Source organism: Salinimicrobium sp. TIG7-5_MAKvit, from assembly GCF_049569215.1.
GTDB classification, from domain to species: Bacteria; Bacteroidota; Bacteroidia; order Flavobacteriales; family Flavobacteriaceae; genus Salinimicrobium; species Salinimicrobium profundisediminis.
In genome coordinates this window covers 3499149-3522098 of record NZ_CP145903.1, presented here as the reverse complement: position 1 = coordinate 3522098, position 22950 = coordinate 3499149, and the positions used below count along the sequence as shown (strand labels likewise).

At 42.3% G+C, this 22950-nt stretch carries 22 protein-coding genes; 10 read left to right on the top strand and 12 right to left on the bottom strand.

Features of this window, described 5'->3' with window-relative positions:
- Window positions 1-13 precede the first annotated feature (13 nt).
- Both V5739_RS15800 and V5739_RS15795 read left to right on the top strand, forming a co-directional pair.
- Entirely contained in the window at window positions 14-1063 is a 1050-nt protein-coding gene (locus V5739_RS15800; RefSeq protein WP_423818959.1) for a glutathione synthetase, read from the top strand.
- A gap of 11 nt (window positions 1064-1074) precedes the next feature.
- Window positions 1075-1971 carry a succinylglutamate desuccinylase gene (locus tag V5739_RS15795; protein WP_423818958.1) on the top strand — a complete coding sequence of 299 codons (897 nt, stop codon included), beginning with the start codon at window positions 1075-1077 and terminating at the stop codon, window positions 1969-1971.
- A 72-nt stretch (window positions 1972-2043) separates the two neighbouring features.
- Here V5739_RS15795 and V5739_RS15790 read toward each other — a convergent pair whose 3' ends face one another.
- The 8 genes from V5739_RS15790 to V5739_RS15755 are packed head-to-tail and all read right to left on the bottom strand — an operon-like array spanning window position 2044 to window position 10283.
- On the bottom strand, window positions 2044-3216 hold the full coding sequence (locus tag V5739_RS15790; protein ID WP_423818957.1) for a lactonase family protein: 1173 nt from the start codon (window positions 3214-3216) through the stop codon (window positions 2044-2046).
- 50 nt (window positions 3217-3266) lie between these two features.
- Window positions 3267-4133, bottom strand: coding sequence for an EamA family transporter (locus tag V5739_RS15785; RefSeq protein WP_345598563.1), 867 nt, complete (start codon window positions 4131-4133; stop codon window positions 3267-3269).
- Window positions 4134-4144: 11 nt separating this feature from the next.
- Window positions 4145-4519, bottom strand: a complete 375-nt coding sequence (locus tag V5739_RS15780; protein ID WP_423818956.1) for a sensory rhodopsin transducer — start codon at window positions 4517-4519, stop codon at window positions 4145-4147.
- Complete coding sequence (locus tag V5739_RS15775; RefSeq protein ID WP_423818955.1) at window positions 4519-5703, bottom strand: D-arabinono-1,4-lactone oxidase; 1185 nt, start codon at window positions 5701-5703, stop codon at window positions 4519-4521. The genes V5739_RS15780 and V5739_RS15775 overlap by 1 nt, the downstream gene beginning before the upstream one ends.
- The gene (locus tag V5739_RS15770; protein WP_423818954.1) at window positions 5704-6075 is read right to left on the bottom strand and encodes a sensory rhodopsin transducer; all 372 of its coding nucleotides are present in this window, start codon (window positions 6073-6075) and stop codon (window positions 5704-5706) included. It abuts the gene before it with no gap.
- A 1-nt stretch (window position 6076) separates the two neighbouring features.
- Window positions 6077-7672, bottom strand: a complete 1596-nt coding sequence (locus V5739_RS15765) for an alpha-amylase family glycosyl hydrolase (protein ID WP_423818953.1) — start codon at window positions 7670-7672, stop codon at window positions 6077-6079.
- Window positions 7669-9309 carry an alpha-amylase family protein gene (locus tag V5739_RS15760; RefSeq protein ID WP_423818952.1) on the bottom strand — a complete coding sequence of 547 codons (1641 nt, stop codon included), beginning with the start codon at window positions 9307-9309 and terminating at the stop codon, window positions 7669-7671. Before V5739_RS15760 ends, V5739_RS15765 begins: the two co-directional genes overlap by 4 nt.
- Before the next feature lie 8 nt (window positions 9310-9317).
- Window positions 9318-10283 carry a TIGR03885 family FMN-dependent LLM class oxidoreductase gene (locus tag V5739_RS15755; protein ID WP_423818951.1) on the bottom strand — a complete coding sequence of 322 codons (966 nt, stop codon included), beginning with the start codon at window positions 10281-10283 and terminating at the stop codon, window positions 9318-9320.
- Between the two features lie 192 nt (window positions 10284-10475).
- Here V5739_RS15755 and V5739_RS15750 point away from each other — a divergent pair, with 192 nt between their 5' ends.
- A complete protein-coding gene (locus V5739_RS15750) occupies window positions 10476-10943 on the top strand; it encodes a hemerythrin domain-containing protein (protein WP_423818950.1) in 468 nt (155 codons plus the stop codon).
- Between the two features lie 11 nt (window positions 10944-10954).
- Here the strand turns inward: V5739_RS15750 and corA are convergent, their stop codons facing one another.
- Entirely contained in the window at window positions 10955-12037 is a 1083-nt protein-coding gene (corA, locus tag V5739_RS15745; RefSeq protein WP_423818949.1) for a magnesium/cobalt transporter CorA, read from the bottom strand.
- Window positions 12038-12152: 115 nt separating this feature from the next.
- Here corA and recQ point away from each other — a divergent pair, with 115 nt between their 5' ends.
- The 3 genes from recQ (at window position 12153) to V5739_RS15730 (ending at window position 15573) form a co-directional block, all read left to right on the top strand.
- Window positions 12153-14255, top strand: coding sequence for a DNA helicase RecQ (gene recQ, locus V5739_RS15740; protein WP_423820501.1), 2103 nt, complete (start codon window positions 12153-12155; stop codon window positions 14253-14255).
- An 80-nt stretch (window positions 14256-14335) separates the two neighbouring features.
- Window positions 14336-14734: a transposase gene (locus V5739_RS15735; protein WP_423818826.1), complete on the top strand. Its 399-nt coding sequence runs from the start codon at window positions 14336-14338 to the stop codon at window positions 14732-14734.
- 8 nt (window positions 14735-14742) lie between these two features.
- The gene (locus V5739_RS15730) at window positions 14743-15573 is read left to right on the top strand and encodes an IS3 family transposase (protein ID WP_423818825.1); all 831 of its coding nucleotides are present in this window, start codon (window positions 14743-14745) and stop codon (window positions 15571-15573) included.
- Window positions 15574-15668: 95 nt separating this feature from the next.
- On the opposite strand, the gene V5739_RS15725 is transcribed toward V5739_RS15730, so the two are convergent.
- Window positions 15669-16502 (bottom strand): tRNA pseudouridine synthase A, encoded by an 834-nt coding sequence (locus V5739_RS15725; protein WP_423818948.1) that lies wholly within the window; start codon window positions 16500-16502, stop codon window positions 15669-15671.
- 77 nt (window positions 16503-16579) lie between these two features.
- Here V5739_RS15725 and V5739_RS15720 point away from each other — a divergent pair, with 77 nt between their 5' ends.
- The 3 genes from V5739_RS15720 to V5739_RS15710 all read left to right on the top strand — a co-directional run bounded on the left by V5739_RS15720 (window position 16580) and on the right by V5739_RS15710 (window position 19818).
- Window positions 16580-17659 carry an AI-2E family transporter gene (locus V5739_RS15720; protein WP_423818947.1) on the top strand — a complete coding sequence of 360 codons (1080 nt, stop codon included), beginning with the start codon at window positions 16580-16582 and terminating at the stop codon, window positions 17657-17659.
- Window positions 17660-18484 carry a DUF1853 family protein gene (locus V5739_RS15715; protein WP_423818946.1) on the top strand — a complete coding sequence of 275 codons (825 nt, stop codon included), beginning with the start codon at window positions 17660-17662 and terminating at the stop codon, window positions 18482-18484.
- 161 nt (window positions 18485-18645) lie between these two features.
- Window positions 18646-19818, top strand: coding sequence for a hypothetical protein (locus V5739_RS15710; protein WP_423818945.1), 1173 nt, complete (start codon window positions 18646-18648; stop codon window positions 19816-19818).
- A gap of 159 nt (window positions 19819-19977) precedes the next feature.
- Here V5739_RS15710 and V5739_RS15705 read toward each other — a convergent pair whose 3' ends face one another.
- Complete coding sequence (locus V5739_RS15705) at window positions 19978-20517, bottom strand: 1-acyl-sn-glycerol-3-phosphate acyltransferase (protein WP_423818944.1); 540 nt, start codon at window positions 20515-20517, stop codon at window positions 19978-19980.
- Entirely contained in the window at window positions 20501-21712 is a 1212-nt protein-coding gene (locus V5739_RS15700; RefSeq protein ID WP_423818943.1) for a proline dehydrogenase family protein, read from the bottom strand. The genes V5739_RS15705 and V5739_RS15700 overlap by 17 nt, the downstream gene beginning before the upstream one ends.
- Window positions 21713-21812: 100 nt before the next feature.
- Between V5739_RS15700 and aroB the strand changes: the two genes are divergently transcribed.
- On the top strand, window positions 21813-22901 hold the full coding sequence (aroB, locus tag V5739_RS15695; protein WP_423818942.1) for a 3-dehydroquinate synthase: 1089 nt from the start codon (window positions 21813-21815) through the stop codon (window positions 22899-22901).
- Window positions 22902-22950 lie beyond the last annotated feature (49 nt).

The following is a 22950-nucleotide window of genomic DNA, read 5'->3' as shown; positions in this document are numbered from 1 at the left end:
AAAGAAATCATTAATGAAAATATGTTTTGTAATCAATAGTGTTGAGACTGAGACCTGTGGTACCACAGTGTACCTTATGCAGGAGGCCCGAAAGCGTAAACATGATGTTTATGCCATGGGCGTGGGAGATTTTTTCTTCGAACAGGGCAAAGAACTTTGCATAGAATCTACTTACCTGCCTAAAAAGATAGAAGCAAAAACTCCTAAAGAATACCTTGAACTGTTGCAAAGCGATAAAGCCAAAAAAGAACGCATTACAGCTACAGATCTTGATGTGCTTTTTATAAGGAACAACCCTACCGAAGAAGGTTCTTCCCGTCAATGGGCTGAACAGGCCGGGGTTGCTTTTGGTCGCATGGTACAACAGGAAGGCGTACTGGTACTCAATGATGCCTATGCCCTGTCTAATGCTTTTATTGATAAATTATATTTTGAGGAGCTTCCGGCAAGTATCAAACCCTACTCTATCATCACCCGGAAAAAAGAAGATGTATTGGAGTTTTTTGAGAACCACAAGAAAAAAATGGTGCTCAAACCTTTAGAAGGCTCGGGAGGAAGAGATGTGTATTTGATCGATAAGAACGAAAAGAACCTGAATCAAATCATAGAAAACCTCTCTAACCAGGGCTATATCATCGCGCAGGAATACCTGCCCGCGGCAAAAGAAGGTGATGTGAGAGTTTTACTTCTGAATGGCCGGGTAATGGAAAAGGATGGAAAATACGGAATCATCAAAAGGGTCACCGGAGAAGGAGAATTCCGAAGTAACTTTAATCAGGGGGGTACAGGTGATAAGAGTCCGCTTACAGACGAGATGAAGCGCATCATTGAGATCACTGCTCCTAAATTGATTAGGGACGGATTATTCTTTGTTGGCCTTGATATCGTTAAAGATAAGCTCATCGAGATCAATGTGCTTAGTCCCGGTGGAATGGATCATTTTGAAGAAATTGGTCTTCCCGATTTTTCCGATGTGGTCATAGATGCGATCGAAAAGAAAGTGGAATACAAGAAAATGTATAAGGGTCAGATCTCCAACCAGGTTCTGGCTACAATGGCGTAACAAAAGATAAAATGAAAGAGAAAACCCGAATCATAGGAGAATATACCAGTAACAAAAAAGGGCCTTTGCTCTTTGTAACTGCCGGGGTTCACGGCAATGAACCCAGTGGGGTCAAAGCACTAAAAAAGGTCTTTTCTGAACTTGAAAAAACAAAACCCGAAATTGACGGAACCATTGTGGGAGTCATGGGTAATAAAGCAGCGCTTGAAAAAGACCAGCGATACATCGATGAAGACCTTAACCGCACCTGGACCGAAGACAATGTAAAAAACCAGGATCCCGAGACCCAGGAACAGCGGGAAATGCACGAGATCATCAACGTTTTGGAGGGCCACCCCCAAAGTCAGTACTCCAAACGCTACTTCCTGGACTGTCACACTACGTCATCAGACAGCCTGCCCTACATATCGGTACAGGATGTGCACGACAATGTTAAGTGGTCTCAAAAGTTTCCCACTTACATCGTGAAAGGCTTCAGCGATATCGTTTATGGCGCGATAGACCATTACATGAGCCGCACCGGCTTAACAGGCTTTGTCTTTGAAGCCGGGCAGCACACGAGTGAAGCTTCCGTAGAAAATCACGAGGGGATGATCTGGCTGGCTCTAAAACATGCTAACGGACTTAATGTGGAACAGGTTTCCTGCTATCCCGAATGTGTAGAGCGATTCACCGAAAAGAATGCTCCTTCTCAAAAAACCTTTGAAATTGTTTACCGGCACGAGATCAAAAAAGGCGACAGCTTTAAAATGGAACCCGGATTCAAGAATTTTCAAAAGATTAAAAAAGGGCAATTGCTTGCCACAAGTAATGGCGGCGAGATAAAGAGCGAGTGGGACGCCTACATCTTTATGCCCCTTTATCAATCTCAGGGCAACGACGGATTCTTTATTATTGAAGAAGTATAAAAAAATCACCTGTCAAAAATGGCATTTTTGACAGGGAATTAAAAAGATTAAATTTTTAAGGAATCAGAGCCTTTAGCGGGTCAAAAATTCTAATGAAACCGGGGTTTTTGAAGCTACAGGCTCTCCTTTTTGTTCCAAAGTTCCATCCTCCTCAATTTTAAATACTGAAATATCTCCTGAATCCTGATTGGCGGCATATAAAAAGGCTCCATCGGGGGAAATGGCAAAATTTCGGGGGGTTTTACCGAGTGTAGAGGTGAAATTTGGATTGCTCAGTGCTCCTGAAGCAGCATCTACCTCATAAGAAACAATGCTGTTGTGCCCCCGATTGGAAGCGTAAAGGAATTTCCCTGAAGGATGTAAATGAATATCAGCACCCGAATTATTTTCTGAAAAATCTTCGGGAAGGGAAGAAATATTCTGAATAAGTTCAAGTCCCCCATTTTCCAGCACCTTAAAAGCGCTTACACTGCTGTTGAGTTCATTAATTGAATAAGCAAAACTGCCATTTTTGGAAAGTGTAAAATGTCTGGGACCGGCACCTTCATCCAGGGCTACAAAAGCCTGTTCTCCCGGAACTAATTTGCCTTCGTTTTCATCAAAATCATAGATCCAGATTTTATTATTGCCCAAATCGGCAACGTATGCGTGCTTATTATCAGCCGAAACAGTGACCGAATGAGCATGAGATTCTTCCGGATTTTCAAGATCTATTCTCTGCTGTTTCTTCAGAATTCCATTTTCATCCATTTTGAACAGCATTACTACTCCGCCAGAATAATTCGCTACAAAAACATATTTACCAGATTCATCGGTCGTTACGTGAGCTGGCGCAAAGCTTTCCGTAGAAAGTTTGGAGAGTTCTTCTAAAGAGTCGTTTTCATTAATCTTGTAAGAATAAATAAAACCCGATTCAGCATCTCCGGGGCCTAATTCGCTCACTGCAAATAGCAGTTTTCCATCTTTTGAATCCTTTACAAATGAAGGATTAATCACTTCAGCAACGGTTTTGCCCTCCGTGAGTTCGCCTGTCTGGCTGTTTTGGTAAAGCGTATAAATACCTTTAGCCTTACCGTCTACATGACCCTCTTTTTTAGTGTATGAACCCACAAAAATTGTATTCATAGTATCAGCTTTTGGATCATTGGGAATAACGTCATTTTGGGATTGGTTTTTTCCCTGATTGCAGGAGGCAAGGCTAGCAATAAGGCCAGCTGCCAGAAATTTGATGGTTGAAATTCTCATAATTAGGTTTATTTAAAAGTAAAACTTTTTGTGAGAATCTTCGGGATTATTTAGGAAATGGCAATAATGAAAAGTCCGGTAAGAATGATGCTAATCCCTATTACCCTGTTCCTGAAGTTCTTCTTTTCATTCAGAAAGAAAAAGGCATAGAGGATAATAAAGACGGCGCTCGACCTTTTAATCGTGACCACGTACGGCACCAGGATAAGCTGCAGGGCAAACATGTGGGCCAGCACACTGGTGGTCCTGAAAAAACCTACCATGAACAGCGGGCCTTTCCGGTTTTTTATTTGTAGCCAGGGTTTCTTTGACTTCCACAGCAAAATGGGAACGAGGTACATCAAGATCGTAAAATCTTTCGTGAACGCCCAAAAAACTGGCGAAGTCTCCTCCACTCCTATCTTGTCAAGGTTGGCCGTAATACTCCAGATGAAAGCCACTGCAAACATATATCTTGCTCCCTGATTCTTCAGCAGGGAAACGAAGGGCGCAAATACCTTTTTTGGATCCTCACTCAAATTGGAAATATAAGTCCCTACCACAATAAGGACAATCCCTATCAACCCTAAAGCGTTAGGAAATTCGCCCACCATAATGGGTGAAGTGATGAGCATAAACAGCGGCGTCAAAGTGATAAGCGGAAGTGTCACCGAAATTTCGGACCTCTTGATAGCTTTAAAATACAGTAAAATCACCATTAGCTGCAGCAAAGAACAGCCAAGTAGCGCCCACAAATAGCGTGTGGAAATAGATTCAAACCCGAAGTAAAAAACCACCGGGATCAAAAGAAGGCTTTGTACCAGGTGCATAGAAAAAGCCGCCGTGTATTCATCTATGTGATGAAGGTTGTGCTTACTGGTGATATCCTTTAAAGCTTCAGAAATAGCGGTTCCAAAAGCCAGTAAAAATCCTAGCATGCTGTCATTTTTTAGTCGGCCGGGAAAGCCATAGTTCCCATGATCGCATTTGCGTTTTGGCCGGTGTCCATTCTGCTGAATTGCACTACCACAGGGATGTTCGAACGGACATAGCAGCCATAATTTCTCTCCAGCGCAACTGCTTCGGGATCTATTAGGTCGTTGATCCTGATCTTTCGGAGGCGTTGCGGCTTTATTTTTACTTCATAAGTGCCCACAGGCGCCTGATTCCCGTAAAATATGAAGATCTCGATATTTGCTTCTTCTTCGGAAGTATTAAGTACCGAAATTTTATCGTGGCTGTTGAACATAGGTTCTTCTCCCGTTGAATCAAACGGAATTCTTCCGCCGGAAAAAGCCCAGTTAAGTTTCCCGATTTTCCTCATTATTCAAAGTTAAAGAGTTTATTCATATAAGGTGTCAAAAAGGTGCTTTCAGGATCAATTTTTTTCCTGGTTTCCTGAAATCGATTCCAGTGAGGATAAAGCTCCTTAAGCTGCTCTGCCTTTAAAGTGTGCTTCTTGCCCCAGTGTGGGCGCCCGCCGTACTTCAGAAAAATGGGTTCTATAGCCTGAAAATATTCCCAAAACCTGAGGCCGGCATTGTGATGAAGCGAAATAGTAACAGATTCCCTCTCACTCATGGGGCTTATAAGTGCGTCATCCTTTTTTATGGTGCGAATAAGGAGCCTCCAGGCGACAGTACGTCTCCATTTTTCTTTTACCTGCTTTCTCACTTCAATAAAACACTCCATCGCTTTTTCCTGCGGAAGTACATATTCCATTTCATCGAATTTCAGGTGGCGCGCCCGTGGCAGGATCTCATGGCTGGGCCCTTCTCTCTCCAGCTCCAGGCTGCCATAGGAGATTTCGGGCATCTTCTCTTTTTCGGCATTCATGATCCTGATCTTACAGAGATCTGTTCGGGGATACCAATAAAAGTCGAAATTCCTGTTCTTTTTGAGCTCCTCAAAATTGTTCATGCAATCTTTAAAAGAAACACAATATTCTTTCCTGTAAAGTTGGTAAGCGGGCTCCAGCTGAAGTCTCATTTTAAGGATAATTCCGCAGGATCCCATTGAAACCTGCAGTGCCCGCATGGTCTCGGCATCGGTATCGCGATTTACTTCCACAATCTCTCCCTCTCCATTCACCATTCTCACGCCGAAAAGCATTGCCGAAAGGTTGGGAAGTTCTTTCCCTGTGCCGTGAGTGCCAGTGCCTATAGCCCCGGCAAGGGTTTGCACATCTACATCCCCGGTATTGTGCATGGCCAGCCCGTATCGAAAAAGGTCTTTACCGGCCTCCTTTACCGTCATACCGGCCGGTACAGTGGCCCGGTGGGTTTTCATATCGGGGTCTTCAACGCCTCTAAAGTGCTTCAGCGAAAGCAGGTAATCTTCTGTCTGCACCAGGGGTGATGAAGAGTGGCCGGCACCTACAACCCTCACTTTTTTCCCTTCCGAAGTGGCTTTTTTGACCAGTTTGCAAACCTGTTCTTCACTCTCGGGAGTAATAATTTCTCCCGGGCTAAAAACCATACTACCACTCCAGTTCTTAAAGATTTCCATTTATTCTGAATATGCAATTGTCGTTAAAAGTGCATTTTCTGCCTGCCTTGAATCGAGCCTGGTGTGCTGTACCACAACAGGAACCGAAGATTCGATCACACATGCATAATCTGTCCCTAAGGGTACGGGTTCAGGTTCTTTGAGATCATTAAACCGTAAATGTTTGGTGCGCTGAGCTTCTACAGTCACTTTATAAGGCCCTACAGGATCTTTATCAGCAAAGAAAATGGTGAGTTCAACCTCTGCGTTTTCATTAGAAGTATTTAAGATACAGGCTGTTTCATGGCTTGTGAATTCCGGTTCCTTACCTGTACCATATTCGGGGATATAACCTTCGGCAATAACCCACGTCTTTTTTCCCAGTGTTCTCATCTTAATCTAATTTTATTAAAAGCCCCTGGTTTGCGGCTATGGTTATTTTTTGTTTCAGTTTTTCTCCTTCACGCTCTTTATGCGTGGCAATCTTTACTGTACCCTGCCATTGAAACTCAGGCTCAAATATTTCTTCGGAAGCTCCAAGGTTCAGCACAATGAGAAATTCTTCCTGTTCGTATTCCCTGAGGTACGCCAGAAGATTTCCATTTGCAGGCACCGGATTATATTTCCCGATGTGTAGAGCCGGTTCCTTTGCCCTAAGCTCTAGAAGTTTCCTGTGAAGCTGTAGCATAGAACCCTCTTTGCCCCATTGTTTTTTTACATTTAGCTCCCGGTAATTTTCCATAAGCGGAAGCCATGGCTCTCCTGTTGTAAAGCCGGCATTTTTAGAATCATCCCACTGCATAGGCATGCGTTCGGGATCACGGCTGCGGCCCACTCCGGGTTCATTAAGCGCCTGCGGGTCCTGTATCTTTTCCTTCGGAATTTCAACATCTTCCATTCCCAATTCATCTCCGTAGTAAATGGTAGGTGTTCCCCTAAGGCTCAATAAAAGCATGGCTGCAACCCTCGCCTGCTCCTTTCCTACCCGGCTTGTAATTCGGGAGTTGTCATGATTTCCCAACACCCAGTTGGGCCAACCATGTTCGGGCAGGGCACCTTCGTATTCACTTATCGCAGCTTCAATTTTTGCAGCATCCCACGGCAACTGCAAAAGCTGAAAATTGAAAGGCAAATGTGCTCCGCGATTATCTTCGCCATAGTAACGAACCAGCTTACTAATGGGCAGGTAAATTTCTCCAATTAGCAATCTCTCATCATAGTCATCTATTACCCTGCGCATCTTATGTACAACATCATGAACCTCGTCCTGGTCTGTTGAAAAAGCCGGAATTTGTCTGCTGTAGGAGTTCATCCTGTCATTATAATCGGGATTAGGAGGATCATCTCTAAACTGATCATCTTTTACCATATGCCACATCACATCTACCCTAAAACCGTCTACACCTTTTTCCAACCAAAATCTCATCACGTCAAGCATGGCTTTTTGCACTTCAGGATTGCGCCAGTTAAGATCGGGCTGTTCCTTTAAAAAGGCGTGGTAGTAGTATTGCCCCGTAGCTTCATCATATTCCCAGCCCGGGCCACCAAAAACACTCAGCCAGTTATTTGGAGGGCCACCGTCGGGAGCGGGGTCTTTCCAGATGTACCAGTCCCGTTTCGGGTTATCTTTTGAACTTCTGGATTCCCTGAACCACGGGTGTTCATTGGAGGAATGATTGGGTACCAGATCAAGGATAAGTTTCATTTCCCGTTGATGGACTTCCTTTAAAAGATCATCAAAATCTTCCATATTTCCGAAGAGCGGGTGAATCCCGGTATAATTACTTACATCATAACCAAAATCGGCCATGGGAGAAGGATAAATAGGAGAAACCCATACTGCATCAACTCCCAGCTCTTTCAGGTAATCGAGTTTCTCTATGATTCCGCGCAGGTCTCCTACCCCATTCTGGTCGCTATCTTTATAAGATCGCGGATAGATCTGATAAATTACTCCTTTATGCCACCACAAATAATCGTTGTATTTCATAAGTAGTTATGTTTCTTGTGCATCCATCTGTACCCATAAGGCGTTAACTTGACCTTCTGATTTTTTGGATCAAATTTTTCATATCTAATATTTCCGAAGACATCAACAACATCTTTAAATTCTTCTTCGTCAACCTCAAGTTTTATTATTATTTCTTTTCCTGAAAAATTATGGAACGCTATTCCCATTCCTTTATCAGACTTTGAATAATATCCCAGCACGTGAGGGTCTCCTGTATCAATGATATGACTGCGACCCCAACCAAATTCAGGGAATTCCTTACGATAATCTATAGCATTAGAGATCCAGGTAAGAAAGGAATCGGGATCTCTTAACTGATCACTGACATTAACTTTTTCGTACCCGAATTCCCCTCCAGAAATGACATTTTTAATAAGGTTTTCTGTAGGTGCATTAGAGAAACCTCCGTTTGGCTCGTTGGCCCACTGCATTACAGTGCGAACGCTTGAGCGGCCTTCCATAGAAAGATCTTCTCCCATTCCTATCTCTTCGCCATATCTCAATACCGGAGTGCCCGGTAATGTGAAGAGAAGGCTGTGCGCCAGCTCCATTTTTTGGCGATTGTTACCCAATATTGAAGCTAATCTCCTTCTAATTCCGCGGCCAAAGATCCGCATGTTCTCCTGGGGCGCAAAAGCTTTAAATACTTCTTCTCTTTCGTTCCTGCTTAGCTTGTCAAGATTGAGTTCATCATGGTTCCGAAGAAAAATGGCCAGCTGCTCTTTTTCTGTAATTTCCTTCGGCATGCGTTGTAAAGCCCTGGCAAGCGGTGTTGCCTCTTCCCGGGCAAAAGCCAGGTACGTGAAGTTGTTGACATAAAAATTGAAGAGCATGTGCATCTGGTCTTCGTTCCCCAGATATTTATTGTACTGGTTTGGGTCAAGGTCAACTTCAGCCAGTAAAATGGCATCAGGTTTCTGGGTTTCAACAAATTCCCTGAAGTTACGGAAGATCTCGTGCGGATCTCCTTCAAAATCCATCCTGCCCTTTTCCTTGAACATGTGAGGTGCAGCGTCAATCCTGAAGCCCGAAACTCCCATTTTTAACCAGAAGTGCATGATCCTGAAAATCTCTTTTTGTACCTGCGGATTGGCAATATTGAGGTCTGGCTGATGCGAATAAAAGGAATGAAAATAATAGGCTTTCGCAGTGCGGTCGTACTTCCAGCTCGTGCTCTTTTCACCCTCTTCGGCCATCATATTGGGCGCAGGATCTTCGGGTTTTTCATCTACCCAAATGTAGTAGTCCCGGTATTTTGAACTTTTACTTTTACGGGATTCCTGAAACCAGAAATGCTCACTTGAAGTGTGGTTTACTGCCAGATCTATCAATACCCTAATGCCAACTTCTTCGGCGGCATCAATCAACTGAGCAAAATGACCCAGGTCACCCAGGCGCGGATCTATCTTGTAGTAATCTTTGACATCATAACCGTTGTCGCGGTTTGGCGTATCAAAAATTGGCAGGAGCCAAAGGCAGGTCACCCCAAGACTTGACAGATAAGGAAGGGAATTCTTTAAGCCTTCAAAATCTCCGGTCCCATCTCCATTAGAATCTTTAAATGTTTCAACATCCAGAGAATAGATCACCGCATTTTTATACCAGAATTTATTCATAGTTAAGACTATTGCTGTTGAAAATTAGGGAGTACTTCTTTCTTGAAAAAATCGATATAATCTTCCTGTTTGGTATTGACGTTGTGAACCACGATCTTTTCGAACCCCAGTGCTTCATACTCCCTGATCTTCTCGATAAAAGTATCTGCATCATTCCCTACAATTACATGTTTCTCCAAATCTTCTTTCCTCGTATTCTGCCCCATGGCATCAAATTTTTCGGGACTGTCTATATCGGCAATGACCTTGCTGGGATAAATATTGTTCTTCCATTGTTCCCAGGCACCATCAAGTGCTTCCTGTCGGTTGGCGGCATAGGAAATCTGCACCTTTAAAGCCATAGGTTTATTTTCACCTCCTGTGCCTCTAAAAGCTGCTATCATTTTTTCAAGTTCCTCTTTAGGTTTAGAAATAGTAATCATACCGTCTGCCCACGAAGAAAGCCAGGCGGCAGTCTTCTCGGTTATGGCGGCACCAAAAACTGTGGGAATTTGAGTAGGTTTTGTAAATAGTTTAGCCCGTTCAACCGTGAACATGCCCTTGTGATTGAGGTAATCATCCTCCTGCCACAGGCGCTGCATGACCTCTACCGATTCGCGAAGCCTTTGGTTCCTGTCTCTTTTTGCAGGCCATTTATCACCCGTAATATTCTCATTGAGCAACTGCCCGCTCCCTGAACACAGGAAGAACCTACCCGGAAACATTTGATCGAGGGTTGCCACGGCCTGGGCAATAATAGCGGGATGGTATCTTTGGCCGGGAGCATTTACAATTCCAAATTCAAGACTGCTAGCCTGCATGGCTGCTCCCAGCCAGCTCCAGGCAAAGCCGCTTTCGCCCTGGGTGTCACTCCACGGATGAAAATGATCTGAAGACAATATTGCTTTAAAGCCTGCATCTTCAGCTTTTTGTACGAGCTTGAGTAAGTGTCGGGGTGTAAATTGTTCGTGGGAAGCGTGAAAACCAATTTTCATAAAATCAGGGTTTATTTAAAAAAGAATTACTGCTTCCTCCTAAATTATAAAGGTTTACAGGATAAACAGGATTTTAGTTATTAAAAAAAAGATAAATTGTCATCTTTCATTAACATCATCAAAAAGAATATGACTTTGGTCATACTCTTCCGGGTATCATAAGGTTAGCTTTGCATCCTAATTCTAAAGATTATGGACAAACCAACACCAATTAAGAGGCACGATGCTTTAAAACCGCTTAGCAGAGACCATCACCACGGATTGTTGTTGTGCTGGAAGATTAGAGAAGGATTAAAGAGAAAGATCGAATTAGACCGGATTAAAAAGTATACTGACTTTTTCTTTACTTCTCAACTAAGGCCACATTTTAGGTTTGAAGAATCCGAAATATTTCCTCTTTTAGGAGATCGCCATTCCATGAACACAAGAGCTGTTAATGAGCACTCCCGGCTGGAATTTTTGTTTAAAGAGGAAGCCAGTGAAGAGACGTTCCATTCCATAGAAAAAGAACTGAACCGGCACATCAGGTTTGAAGAGCGGGAGCTGTTCAGGGAGTTGCAGGAAACCGTTTCTGAAGAAAAGCTTCAGAAAATAGCAAATAAAGAGGAAGAAATCATCACCCCCGATCCCGATGACTGGAGCGATAAGTTTTGGCAGTAAATTTTAAAATCTTAAAGCCACCGCTTTCGTCTAAAATAAAAGAGCATCCCTATTATTAAAAAGAACATCGCAATCAATAAAACAGGATAACTGTATTTGTATCCGAGTTCGGGCATGTATTCGAAGTTCATCCCATAGATCCCGGCAAGAAAAGTAAGGGGAATAAAGATAGAAGCCATAATGGTAAGCACTTTCATGACTTCGTTCATTTTATTGCTTATGGTGGTCATATACATATCCATGAGGCCCCAGGTCATTTCCCGATAGATCTCAATATTTTCTGAGACCTGCAGCATGTGATCATATAGATCGCGTATGTAATTGAGGGTTTGCTCCTGTATAAGGTCATGATCTACTTTTTCAATACGGCTTACCACCTCCCGCAAAGGGTTTACGGCACGCCTTATCCTTAACATGGTGCGTTTTAATTCCTGTATCTCAAGTATGGTGTCATCTTTAGGTTGTGCATCAAAAACCCGTTCTTCCATGGCTTCTATTTTATCGCTCATATCGTCTACAACTATAAAATAGTGGTCTACAATAGCGTCTAAAAGGGCAAAAACAAGATAGTCTGCACCCCTGCTCCTTATACGGCCTTTCGCCTGAGAAAGTCTCTCCCGCACCCCATTAAATACATCTCCCCCGGCTTCCTGGAAAGTGAGCACATAATTCTTTCCCAGAACCATGCTTATATGTTCGTTTTCCAGCCGCCCATCTTCCCGAAAGTATAGCATTTTTGCTACTATGAAGAAGTAATCTTTGTATTCATCTATTTTAGGGCGCTGGTTGGTATTCACAATATCTTCAATGATCAAAGGATGCAAGTCGTAATACTTACCAATCTTTTCAATCTCTTTTGTATTGCTTAGTCCGTCGATATTGATCCAGGTAGTACGGTCTTCTTCCTCAAATTGAAAAGCATCTTCGGGTTTTTTTGAAGTAAACCTTTCATAATTGTCGGCATTGTAATCTATTACTTCGAGTAACGTCTCCACCTGCTCTTTACGCCCCACATAAGTAACGGTCCCGGGGGCCTGGTGAAGTGCCTGGTTCGATTTTGGCCTTTTAGAAAGGTAGCGGGTTCTTTTAACCATAGAAGAATATTTTTTTAAATGTAAGAATTTCCGCGTACCTGTAGGCTTTGAAAAAATGTTGTATTTAACAAGTTCAAGTCATTGGGCATTGGCTTGCTTTCATTTTATTTGCATCATGGTTGAAGAGGCAAAATTAATAGGCACATTAAAGGAATATTTTGGTTATGACAGTTTCAGGCCACAGCAACGGGAGATCATCGAGGCTGTTTTTGAAGGCCGTGATAACCTGGTGATCATGCCCACAGGTGGCGGAAAATCTATTTGTTTTCAGCTTCCTGCCATTTTGCTTCCGGGTATTACTATTGTGATCTCTCCGCTTATCGCCCTTATGAAAGATCAGGTAGACGGGCTTACCGCTAACGGAATTTCCGCAGCATTCCTCAATAGCAGTCAGAAAGAACAGGAGCAGCAGGAGATCTTCCGGAAGATCGAAAAAAATGAGATCAAACTTCTTTATGTAGCGCCCGAAAGTCTTCAGTATGTAGACGCTGTTTTTTCTGCGGGCAATATCAGCCTTATTGCTATTGATGAAGCCCACTGCATCTCCAGTTGGGGGCACGATTTCAGGCCGGCATATACCCAGTTGGGATATTTAAAAAACCGCCATCCAGAAACTCCTGTGATCGCTCTCACTGCCACAGCCGATAAAGCCACGCGCCAGGATATTTGCGATCAACTCAATATCCCGCACGCCACGCATCACCTCTCTTCTTTTGACAGAAAGAACCTGAGCCTGGAAGTGCGTCCCGGCACCAAAAAATTTGAGCAGATTCTGGCATTTTTGAAAGGTAGAAAATCTGAAAGCGGTATCATTTACTGCTTAAGCCGGAAAAATACTGAAGAACTCGCAACCAAACTCAAAGAAAAAGGTTACAAGGCCGAAGCTTACCACGCCGGATTATCACATCATGAGAGGATCCAGATTCAGGAAGATTTCATCAATGACAGCAATGACATCACTTGCGCTACCATCGCTTTTGGAATGGGGATAGACAAGTCTAACGTGCGCTGGGTGATACATTATAATATGCCAAAGAACCTTGAAGGTTACTATCAGGAGATTGGCCGTGCCGGGCGTGACGGATTGCCTTCTTCTACCCTGCTCTTCCACAGTTATGCCGATGTGGTGCAGCTACAAAAGTTTGCTGAAGGTTCGGGGAACGCCGAGATCCAGCTGGCAAAACTGGAACGCATGAAACAATATTCTGAAGCCCTTAGTTGCCGCCGAAGGATTTTGTTAAGCTACTTTGGAGAAATTATTTCTGAAGATTGTGGCAACTGCGACGTGTGTAAGAATCCGCCCGAATTCTTTGACGGTACCATACTTGCCCAAAAAGCCCTTTCTACAGTTTACCGGCTGAAAGAACAGGAGCCAATTTCTATGGTCATAGATGTGCTGCGGGGAGCCCAAAACGCACAGGTGCTCGAAAAAGGTTATCAGGGCCTCTCAACTTATGGCATCGCCAGCGATGTGTCCTGGCGAGACTGGCAGCAATATATTATCCAATTGATCAATCAGGGTTACCTGGAGATTGCATTTCACGATCAGAACAAGATCAGGCTCACAAGCCTTGCCAAAAATGTGCTTTTTGAGCAGGAAAAAGTTTCCCTGGCCGATGTCACCCAGGCCGAACTCAAGAAACAACCCGTTGTTGCCGAAAAGACTTCAGAAAATACCCTTTTTGAGAGGTTAAGAAAGCTGAGGCTCGAGCTATCCAGGGAAGAAGACATCCCGGCATACCTTATATTCAATGATGCCACCCTCAAGGAAATGGAGAAAGAACGCCCAATGACCGATGAAGATTTTATGCAGATAAGTGGGGTTGGACGTCAAAAAATGCAGAATTACGGCTACCGGTTCATCAAGGAGATCATTGCCCACAGCAAAGAAAAGCGGGAGAAGAAAACCCGTAAAAAAGGAAATACTTACAAAGAAACACTCAGGTTATACCAGGAAGGAATGAGTATTGAAGAAATGGCGCAGGCAAGAAACCTGGCTGCCACCACCATTTTTTCCCACCTTTCTAAACTTTATGAAAGCGGTGAGAATGTAGATCTCAAAAAATATATTTCAGAAGCAGATCTTGAAGCAGTTCGCAAGGCACAAAAAGAACTTGATGATCCTGATGCCCTAAAACCCTACTTCGAACATTTTAAAGAAGAAATGGACTACGGAACTATTCGGGTAGCATTGACAATATTGAATAAAGAAAACTGAACTTAGAAGTACGAAATTAGAAGTACGAAGTTAGAAATTTGTATGTCCCTGATATAGGTTGACCACTAAAATCAACTTATATGAAAGCAAACATTCGCTCGGTAAAGAAGCACAGACATTATTCCTTAGAGTTTAAAAAACAAATTGTAGCAGACTTTGAAAGTGGAGACTATAGTGTTCCTCAGCTTGAGAAGCTACACGGTGTAAGTAATAACTCCATTTATAGCTGGATTTATAAATTTTCTACCTTTAACGAGAAAGGTTTTAGAGTTGTAGAAATGAAAGACAGTAGCGAAAAAAAGATGCAGGAAATGGCATCCCGGATCAAGGAACTTGAAGCTGCTTTAGGACGTAAACAGATCCAGGTAGAGTATTTTGAAAAAATGATCGAATTAGCCAAGACAGAGCTGGATATCGACATTAAAAAAAACTACAGCACCCCACAATCACATGGTTCAGGGAAAACAAAAAACAAATAAGTTTTTCTATGAATCAACTTTATGAAAGTGTTGGAATCAGTAAACAGGCTGTACATCAATATGCGCGAAGACAGACTTTATTTGATCGTCGCTTGATGGAGTTAATGTCTGAAGCCGATGATATTCGTAGAGACCATCCTGGTTGTGGGGTGGAGAAAATGTATTATACCTTAAAGCCTAATTTTATTGGAAGAGATCGCTTTGTTGAGACTTTTATGCAATTAGGTTATCGTCTCAAAAGGAAAAAGAACTACAGGCGTACTACCATTGCAGGTAGCATCTACTATCCCAATAAAATAAAAGGCATAGAGATCAATGCACCTTCGGTAGTATGGCAAAGCGATATTACTTACTACAGGGTAGGAGATAGATTTTATTATGCAGTCTTTATTATAGATGTTTACACTAAGAAAATAGTGGGTTATGAAGTCTCCGATCACATGAGAGGGACAGCAAACCTAAAGGCTTTAAAGATGGCTTTAAAAGATAATAAAGCTCCAAAAATCCATCACTCAGATCGTGGAAGCCAGTACACTTATAAGTCTTACACAGATCTTTTAAAATCAAATAAAACAACTATAAGTATGGCTTTAAGCGCCCAGGACAATGCCTATGCCGAAAGGATTAACAGAACAATTAAAGAAGAGTATCTGGATCATTGGAAGCCAAAAACCTTTAATCAGCTCAAGAGCCAGATAAATAAAGCAGTGAACAACTATAACAACAAAAGATCACACGATCATCTGGGGAAAAGAAATCCAGAAAAGTTCATTAATTATTGGTTAACCCTTAAAACAAAAGACCGTCCAATAATTACTATTTTTGATAATGAAAATTAATATCTAAAACCGGTCAACACTAATCAGGGAAGTTCAACGCGTAACCCGCAACTCGCAACCTGCAACCCAAATTTTACAACCCGCAACCCGCAACTTCATTCAAAATCCACTTTGTTTAAGATGAGTCCGCTGCCGGGGGCGATGTAGTTCATGGGCATTTTTACTTCAGGTGCCAGACTTCTTTCTATGTCGGTAATCGAAAATTCCCCTCTTCCCAATTGTACCATGGCTCCCATTATCAACCTTATCTGGTTGCGCAAAAATCCTGTTCCGGTAACTTTTAGCAGGTAAGATTTATCGGGAAAGAAACTGGCAGTGATCTTTGTGTTCAGCAAAATTTCGCAGGTATCAATCTCACGTTCTACTACATTATGCAGGGTGGGTTTGGTGCAGTAATTATGAAACGAATGTTTCCCTTCAAAAATACGGGCGCCCTGCATCATGAGGTCAACATCGAGATTTTCAGGAAAAGTAGCCATAAGAGGTGCTGCAAACGGATGACTCTTTCTTCCGAAGGAAAACAGGTACAGGTATTCCTTTTTCTTTGGGTGTTGGATGATATTGAAAGCGGCATCAACTTCTTTAATGCATAGTGCGCGGATATCCGGAGGCAGATTCTGATTGAAAAGCACCAGGAAATCAGCCATATTCTCTAAAGGTTCGTGATCTATGAACAATTCAAAAGCCGACTCATGTGCAGAGACCATGGCATCGGTACGGCTGGAGCCCAGGATTTTGAAGTGGAGCTCCCCCAAAACAAATTTGAGGGTCTTTTTCACGAGGCCTTCCACAGTTTTTAAACCCGGCTGTCTTTGCCACCCATGCAGCCTGTACCCCAAATACTGTATTTTAATTAGGTAGTAGTAACGCTGTTGCTTCACAATTTCAGTTTGTACGAATTTAAAGCAAAAACTCCGCATGAGCCCCATGAACAAAAGCTTTGTTGTAAAAGTCTTTAACTTTTAGTTAGAATAGATTGGGCTGCTGATTTTGTACCTTCACTTTTATGGAACAATTACGCAACTCTAAGGGAAAACAAATACTTCTTTATGGAACATTAACCATACTCGCTTTATACTTCCTGTTTCAGGGGCTTGCAGATGCAAGTGGTTTCCTCATTCCGTTGACCACAGCTGTGATTCTCTCTCTTCTTATGATACCGCTTTGCAGGAAGATGGAAAAATCATTTATGAATCGGATGGCTTCTTCCCTGGTAAGCACTTTCATTATTTTCCTGGCTTCCGTAGGTTTTTTCGCCATTATATCAATGCAGGTGAAAACAGTGGTAGACGACTGGCCAAAGATCAAGGAAACAATGGCTCCAAAAATCGAACAGGTGAAGGCTTTTTTACTGGAGCACACCCCGCTGGAGCAGCAGGATATTGAAAGTTCTGAAAAAGGCAGCCCCGTTCCTTTTATGAGCGAAACCTCCAATGCAGGTAAAAAAGCTGCTTCTTTTCTAAATAATACCATCAGTTTTTTTGGTGATTATCTTATCACCTTTATATATATCTTCTTTCTGCTAAACTACAGGCACCGGTTTAAGCGTTTTTTGCTACTACTCTTCCCCGACTCCCGAAGGCATGAGGTAAAAGATATTATTGAAAATTCGGCCAAAGTCACCCGAAAATATCTCGTGGGGAAACTTATTCTCATCGGATTTTTAGCAGTTTTATACGCCCTAGGCCTCGGAATTTCGGGCGTTAATAATTTCATTCTAATTAGTATCCTGGCGGCTGTGCTTAGCCTTCTTCCTTATATTGGGAATATTGTAGGTTTCGGGCTAGCCCTAATCTTTGGGTATCTTGTATCTGGAGAAACAGGCGTTCTTATTGGGATTATGATCACTTTCGCAGTGGCACAATTTGTAGAAAGTTACATTTTGGAGCCTTATGTGGTAGGCGACCAGGTAGATCTTCACCCTTTCTTTGTTATACTGGCAGTAATCATTGGCAGTATGGTGTGGGGCATCCCGGGTATGGTTTTATCTATACCTATACTTGCTATCATTAATGTGGTGTTTAGTAGTATTTCTCCTTTAAAACCCTTTGGTTTCCTGCTGAGTAAAGACGATGATAAAGATTAAATGGAATTCACTACAGCCCAACAATTTGAAGGATTTTTAAGTACTTCTGAAATCTTTACTGAAAATGCCATTTTTGACTACCCGCTCTACCGCACCACCGATTTTACTGCGGGCAAAAATCTTCCTGCTGTCCCTACACCCACGGCAACAGTACTGGGAAAGCGAATGGAGCACTTTTTTGCCTGTTATGTTACTCATTTTACTTCGGAAGAAGTTGTACTTCAAAATCAGCAGGTCATTCAGGAGAAAAAAACGCTTGGAGAAATAGATTTTTTGCTGAAGGAGACTACTTCAGAAGAAATTTTTCACGTAGAACTGGTATTCAAGTTCTATATCTACGACCCCGACACTGGTTTTTCAGAAAAAGACCATTTAATTGGTCCTAACAAACGCGACAGTCTTAACCGAAAGCTGGAAAAGCTTCAAAAAAGGCAATTCCCGTTGCTGTTTAAGGAAGCTACAAAAAATATGCTTAAGGCTTATGAAATAGATCTGCAGCAGCTGGTTCAAAAAATGTGTTTTAAGGCTTCCGTTTTTCTTCCGAAGAAATTGAAGCCTTCAGCTTTAAAAGAAATCAATCCAGATTGCATTGCCGGTTTCTGGATAAGAGCTTCAGAATTCACTTTTGAAGACTATGGAAAAAATGCCTTTTTTAGTCCGAAGAAGAAGTTCTGGCCGGTGCTTCCGGAGCATAACCACACCTGGTACTCATTTGAAGATATTGAAAGACAAATTTCTCCCCTTCTCACCGATAAATTTTCTCCTCTACTCTGGATGAAGACCCCTAACGGCAGCTACCAAAGGCTTTTTGTGGTGTGGTGGTAATTTCTTAGCACAAAATTAACGGCAAATCCCAGGCTAATTAAGGAAAAATTATGACCTGCAGCCCTACGGCTTTTTTGGCAACTTAGTATCTTAAGTACGCAATTATAAATCAAGGAAAAAACCGGATTCTAAAGGTGTTTTTCCGTAAAAACCGACAGATCATGCCAATTTTGACAAAAGAACAATTTGAGGACTTAGCAAAATTTGACAGCAATCCTTGCGTCTCAATTTTTATCCCTACAGTAAGGGCCGGAAAAGACGTTCTCGAAGAAAAGGACAAGATCAATTTAAAAAGTCAATGGAAAAAGGCCGTTGAGGAACTTAAAGCGATGGGATACCCACAGGATAAGATAGAAAAGATGGGGAAGCCGGTGAACGACCTGATGGACGACAGTGATTTTTGGCGACATCAAAGCGACGGACTCGCCCTGTTTCTTGCCGACGGATTTTCAAAACAGTACACCTTACCAATTTACTTTGAAGCCTTCACTTACGTAGCCGACCATTTTTATTTAAAGCCGCTGGTGCCAATGTTTAATGGAGATGGAAGGTTTTATTTGCTCCACTTACAGTTGGATGAGGTAAAACTGTATGAGGCCACTCAATATTCTATAGGAGAGGTTAAGATTGATGATCTTACGCCCAATCAACTCGAAGACAGGGTGGGGTATGATTACGAAGAAAAGAACAGCAAGCACAAAACCCAACGAAATAGTGTGGGCGCAAATCCACAAGGCACTTCTACCCAACATGGTTATGAAGCCGCAAGCAGGGATCGCAAAAATGAGATTTTACGCTTCTTTAGGGCAGTAGACAAGGGGATTTATGAAATTCTGCACAACGAGAGCGTTCCGCTTATAGTTGCCTGCCAGGATTCTTATTTTCCAATTTACCAGGAGGCCAGCCGATATAAAAATCTGTATCCAAAACCTGTACCCGGAAACCCAGAAGCCGATCACAATAGTATTTTTAGTCTGCATGCAGCGGCACTGGAAACTCTTGAGCCACACTTCAGGAAAGATAGAGAAGACAAAATGAAGCAGTTCAATGACTTGAACCCTTCCCGAACATCAACCCAGGTTTCAGAGATCATTCCCGCTATTTATGAAGGAAAGGTCGATACGTTGTTCCTTCAGAACCGTGAGGACATTTGGGGAGATTACAATGAAAAAATGGCTTCGGTAGATGTTCATGAGGAGAAAAGAAACGGCAGTGTTTCGTTGATGAACCTTGCCGCTGTAAAAGTACTTCAGCAAAACGGAAAAGCTTATCTTATAGAAAAAGAGTTTATGCCGAATAAGGATTCTAAAGTAAACGCTGTTTACCGATATTAGTATCGATCTTCAGCAAGCATTCTGAATAAAAAAGCTGCCTTAAAAGCTTCCTGCCGATCTTTCTGCAGAATTTAAAGATCATATAGAACTAATCTTCAGAAGCAAATAACCTAAAACAGGTTTAGATTGGCGAAAATGGCTTTGAAGGCAGCTTTATATTTATGTATAGTGGGCAATTTTGCCGGTAACTTCTTTGTAGAAATCTTTGATCTTAATAAAATCCTGCTCCTTATCATCTGAGGGGTACAAGGGGCCCGAGACTTTTACACTTTTACTTCCAAAGTCGAACGCTACCATAATGATAGGCACTTCGGCTTTTTTAGCGATATAGTAAAATCCGGTTTTCCACTCGCCTACTTTTTTCCTGGTACCTTCGGGAGCAATTGCCAGGCTAAATTCTTCCCTCTCATTGAAAAGGCTTGCAATAGCTTCAACCTTCTTCTGTCCCGGAGTTCTGTCTAAAGCGGTACCGCCCATCCATTTGAAGTACCACCCAAATGGGGGCTTGAATAATTCTTTTTTGGCTACAAATTTAATGTCTACCCCAAGAATCCGTCGCACCAGGAGCCCCAGATAAAAGTCGTGCCAACTGGTGTGCGGCACCACAATAACTACTGCTTTTTTAAGATTGGCGGGCCAGCTTCCGTAGAATTTCCAGCCCATGATCTTAAAATATATGAATTTAGCCAGCCAGTTCACTCTCCCTATTGCTCTTGGTGATCTCTCCTGCCCTTCTTTTTCTCTCTTCGTAAAGCAATCCTAATTCCCTTCCGGTTTGGCCTTTTACAGAGGTATTTTCTTCGGCCCTTCTTATAAGGTAAGGTACAACTTCCTTTACAGGGCCAAAAGGCACCAGTTTGGCCACGTTATAACCGGCTTCAGCAAGGTTGTAACTAATGTGCTCACTCATTCCGAAGAGTTGGGAAAACCACACCCTGTCGTCATTTTTTTCAATGTTTTTATCTTCCATAACCTGTAAAGCCAGGTAGTTGCTCATCTCGTTATGCGTGCCGATAAATACCGAAATATCTTCTATGTGCGCCAGGCAATAGGTAAGCACCCCGTTATAATTTACATCGGTGGCTTCTTTGTTCTCACAAATGGGCGACAAATATCCCATTTTTGAAGCCCTTTCATTTTCCTTTTCAATATATGCACCGCGCACTATCTTGGCTCCCACAATAAAGCCCTGTTCTTTGGCGCGGCTGTGCAGGTCTTTGAGATACTGCATCCTGTCCCAGCGGTAGCATTGCAGGGTGTTGAAGATTATTGCGCGCTCGCGGTTGTATTTAAACATCATTTCTTCCATAAGCACATCGGCAGCATCCTGCATCCAGCTTTCTTCGGCATCGGCAAGCAACCTTACGCCCTGTTTGTAAGCTTCGTCGCAAATCCTGTTCACACGATTTTTCACACGCTGCCACTCTTCTTCCTCTTCGAGGGAAAGATTGGCATTTGCAGAGACTTTTTGCCAGAGTTCAAAACGGCCAATCCCCGTGGGTTTAAAAACCGCAAACGGCAGCTCGTCCCGTTTAGAAATAAATTTTACAATATTGGTCTTGCGTTGAATAGCCTTATCAAATTCACTCTCTTTTTCCTTTCCTTCTACGGAATAATCGAGAATACTGTGAAGGTTTTTACTGTACATTTTTTCAATGGTAGGAAGGCAATCTTTTTCGGTTACCCCACCACAGAATTGGTTGAAAATGGTCTTTTTAATAAGCCCCTCTACCGGCAAATGTGTTTTAAGAGCAAGGTTGGTCATTGCAGTACCTGTTTTGACCAATAGTGGCCGGTTAATCATCTCAAAGAGAAAGATGGCACGGTTTAATTCTGAATCAGTTTTTAGTTTAAAAGCTGTCTCAGTATCATTAAATATCTTCTGTGTGATCATTTCTTAAAATTGGGTTTACAAAGATAATTATTGGATGGAGATAGTTAGGATTTTTCTCCTTATTTTCGAAGCCTTTAACGTGTATTTATCAAAAGGATCCATGACTAAAACCTCTACAGCATCTCCCGTACTTTTTAACCAAAAAGGATATGACCATTTCCATGAATTTTTAGGGCAGGAAAACTTTACCAAAATCTTTATTCTGGTAGATTCCAATACCCATGTTCACTGCCTTTCTTCCTTTCTTCAAAAACTCGAAACCCAGCTTGAAGTTGAAGTTTTGGAAATTGAAGTTGGTGAGGAAATCAAAACTATAGAAACCTGTAGTTCTTTATGGGAAGCATTATCAGACCTGGGAGGAGATCGCAAGAGCCTTTTGGTCAACCTTGGCGGAGGTGTGGTGACAGATCTTGGTGGTTTTGTTGCAGCAGCCTTTAAAAGAGGTATTGCCTGCGTTCACTTCCCCACTACCCTGCTCTCTATGGTTGATGCGGCTTTAGGCGGAAAGAACGGAGTGAACCTTGGCGCTTTGAAGAACCAGGTGGGTATTATTAGAAAACCGGAAATGGTGGTTATAGATATGACATTTTTGGAAACCTTAGCATCCAGTGAAATGCGCAGCGGGCTGGCCGAAATGCTGAAACACGGGTTAATTGCTGATGAAGATTACTGGAACCGTCTAAAATCTTTAAAAGATCTTGACCTTACAGACCTTGAAGACTTTATTATGGAATCTATAGTGATCAAAGAACAGGTAGTAGCACAGGATCCTTTAGAAAAAGGCTTACGAAAAAGTCTGAATTTTGGGCACACCCTGGGCCACGCAATCGAATCTTACTTTCTTGAAAATCCTGCAAAACAAAAATTATTGCATGGGGAGGCCGTTGCGGCAGGAATGGTTTTGGCTGCCTATTTATCTACAGAGCTTGAAGGTTTCCCAAAAGAAAAAAGAGATGAGATCAACCATGTGATCCACTCCATTTACGGAAAAACCGATTTTACAGAAGAAGATCAAAAAAAGATCATCAACCTGTTGAAATTTGATAAAAAAAATGAGGGAGGAAAAATAAATTTTGTTCTTTTGCGACAAATTGGAGCACCGGTAATTGACCGGGAAGTACCAAATACATTAATCCATGAGGCTTTCAGGTATTACCTTACTCCTCAGGAAGATGCACAATCAGAGTAAAAAACAGAGTTTAAATTTTTTATTTATTTTAACGGTGGCGGAATTATGA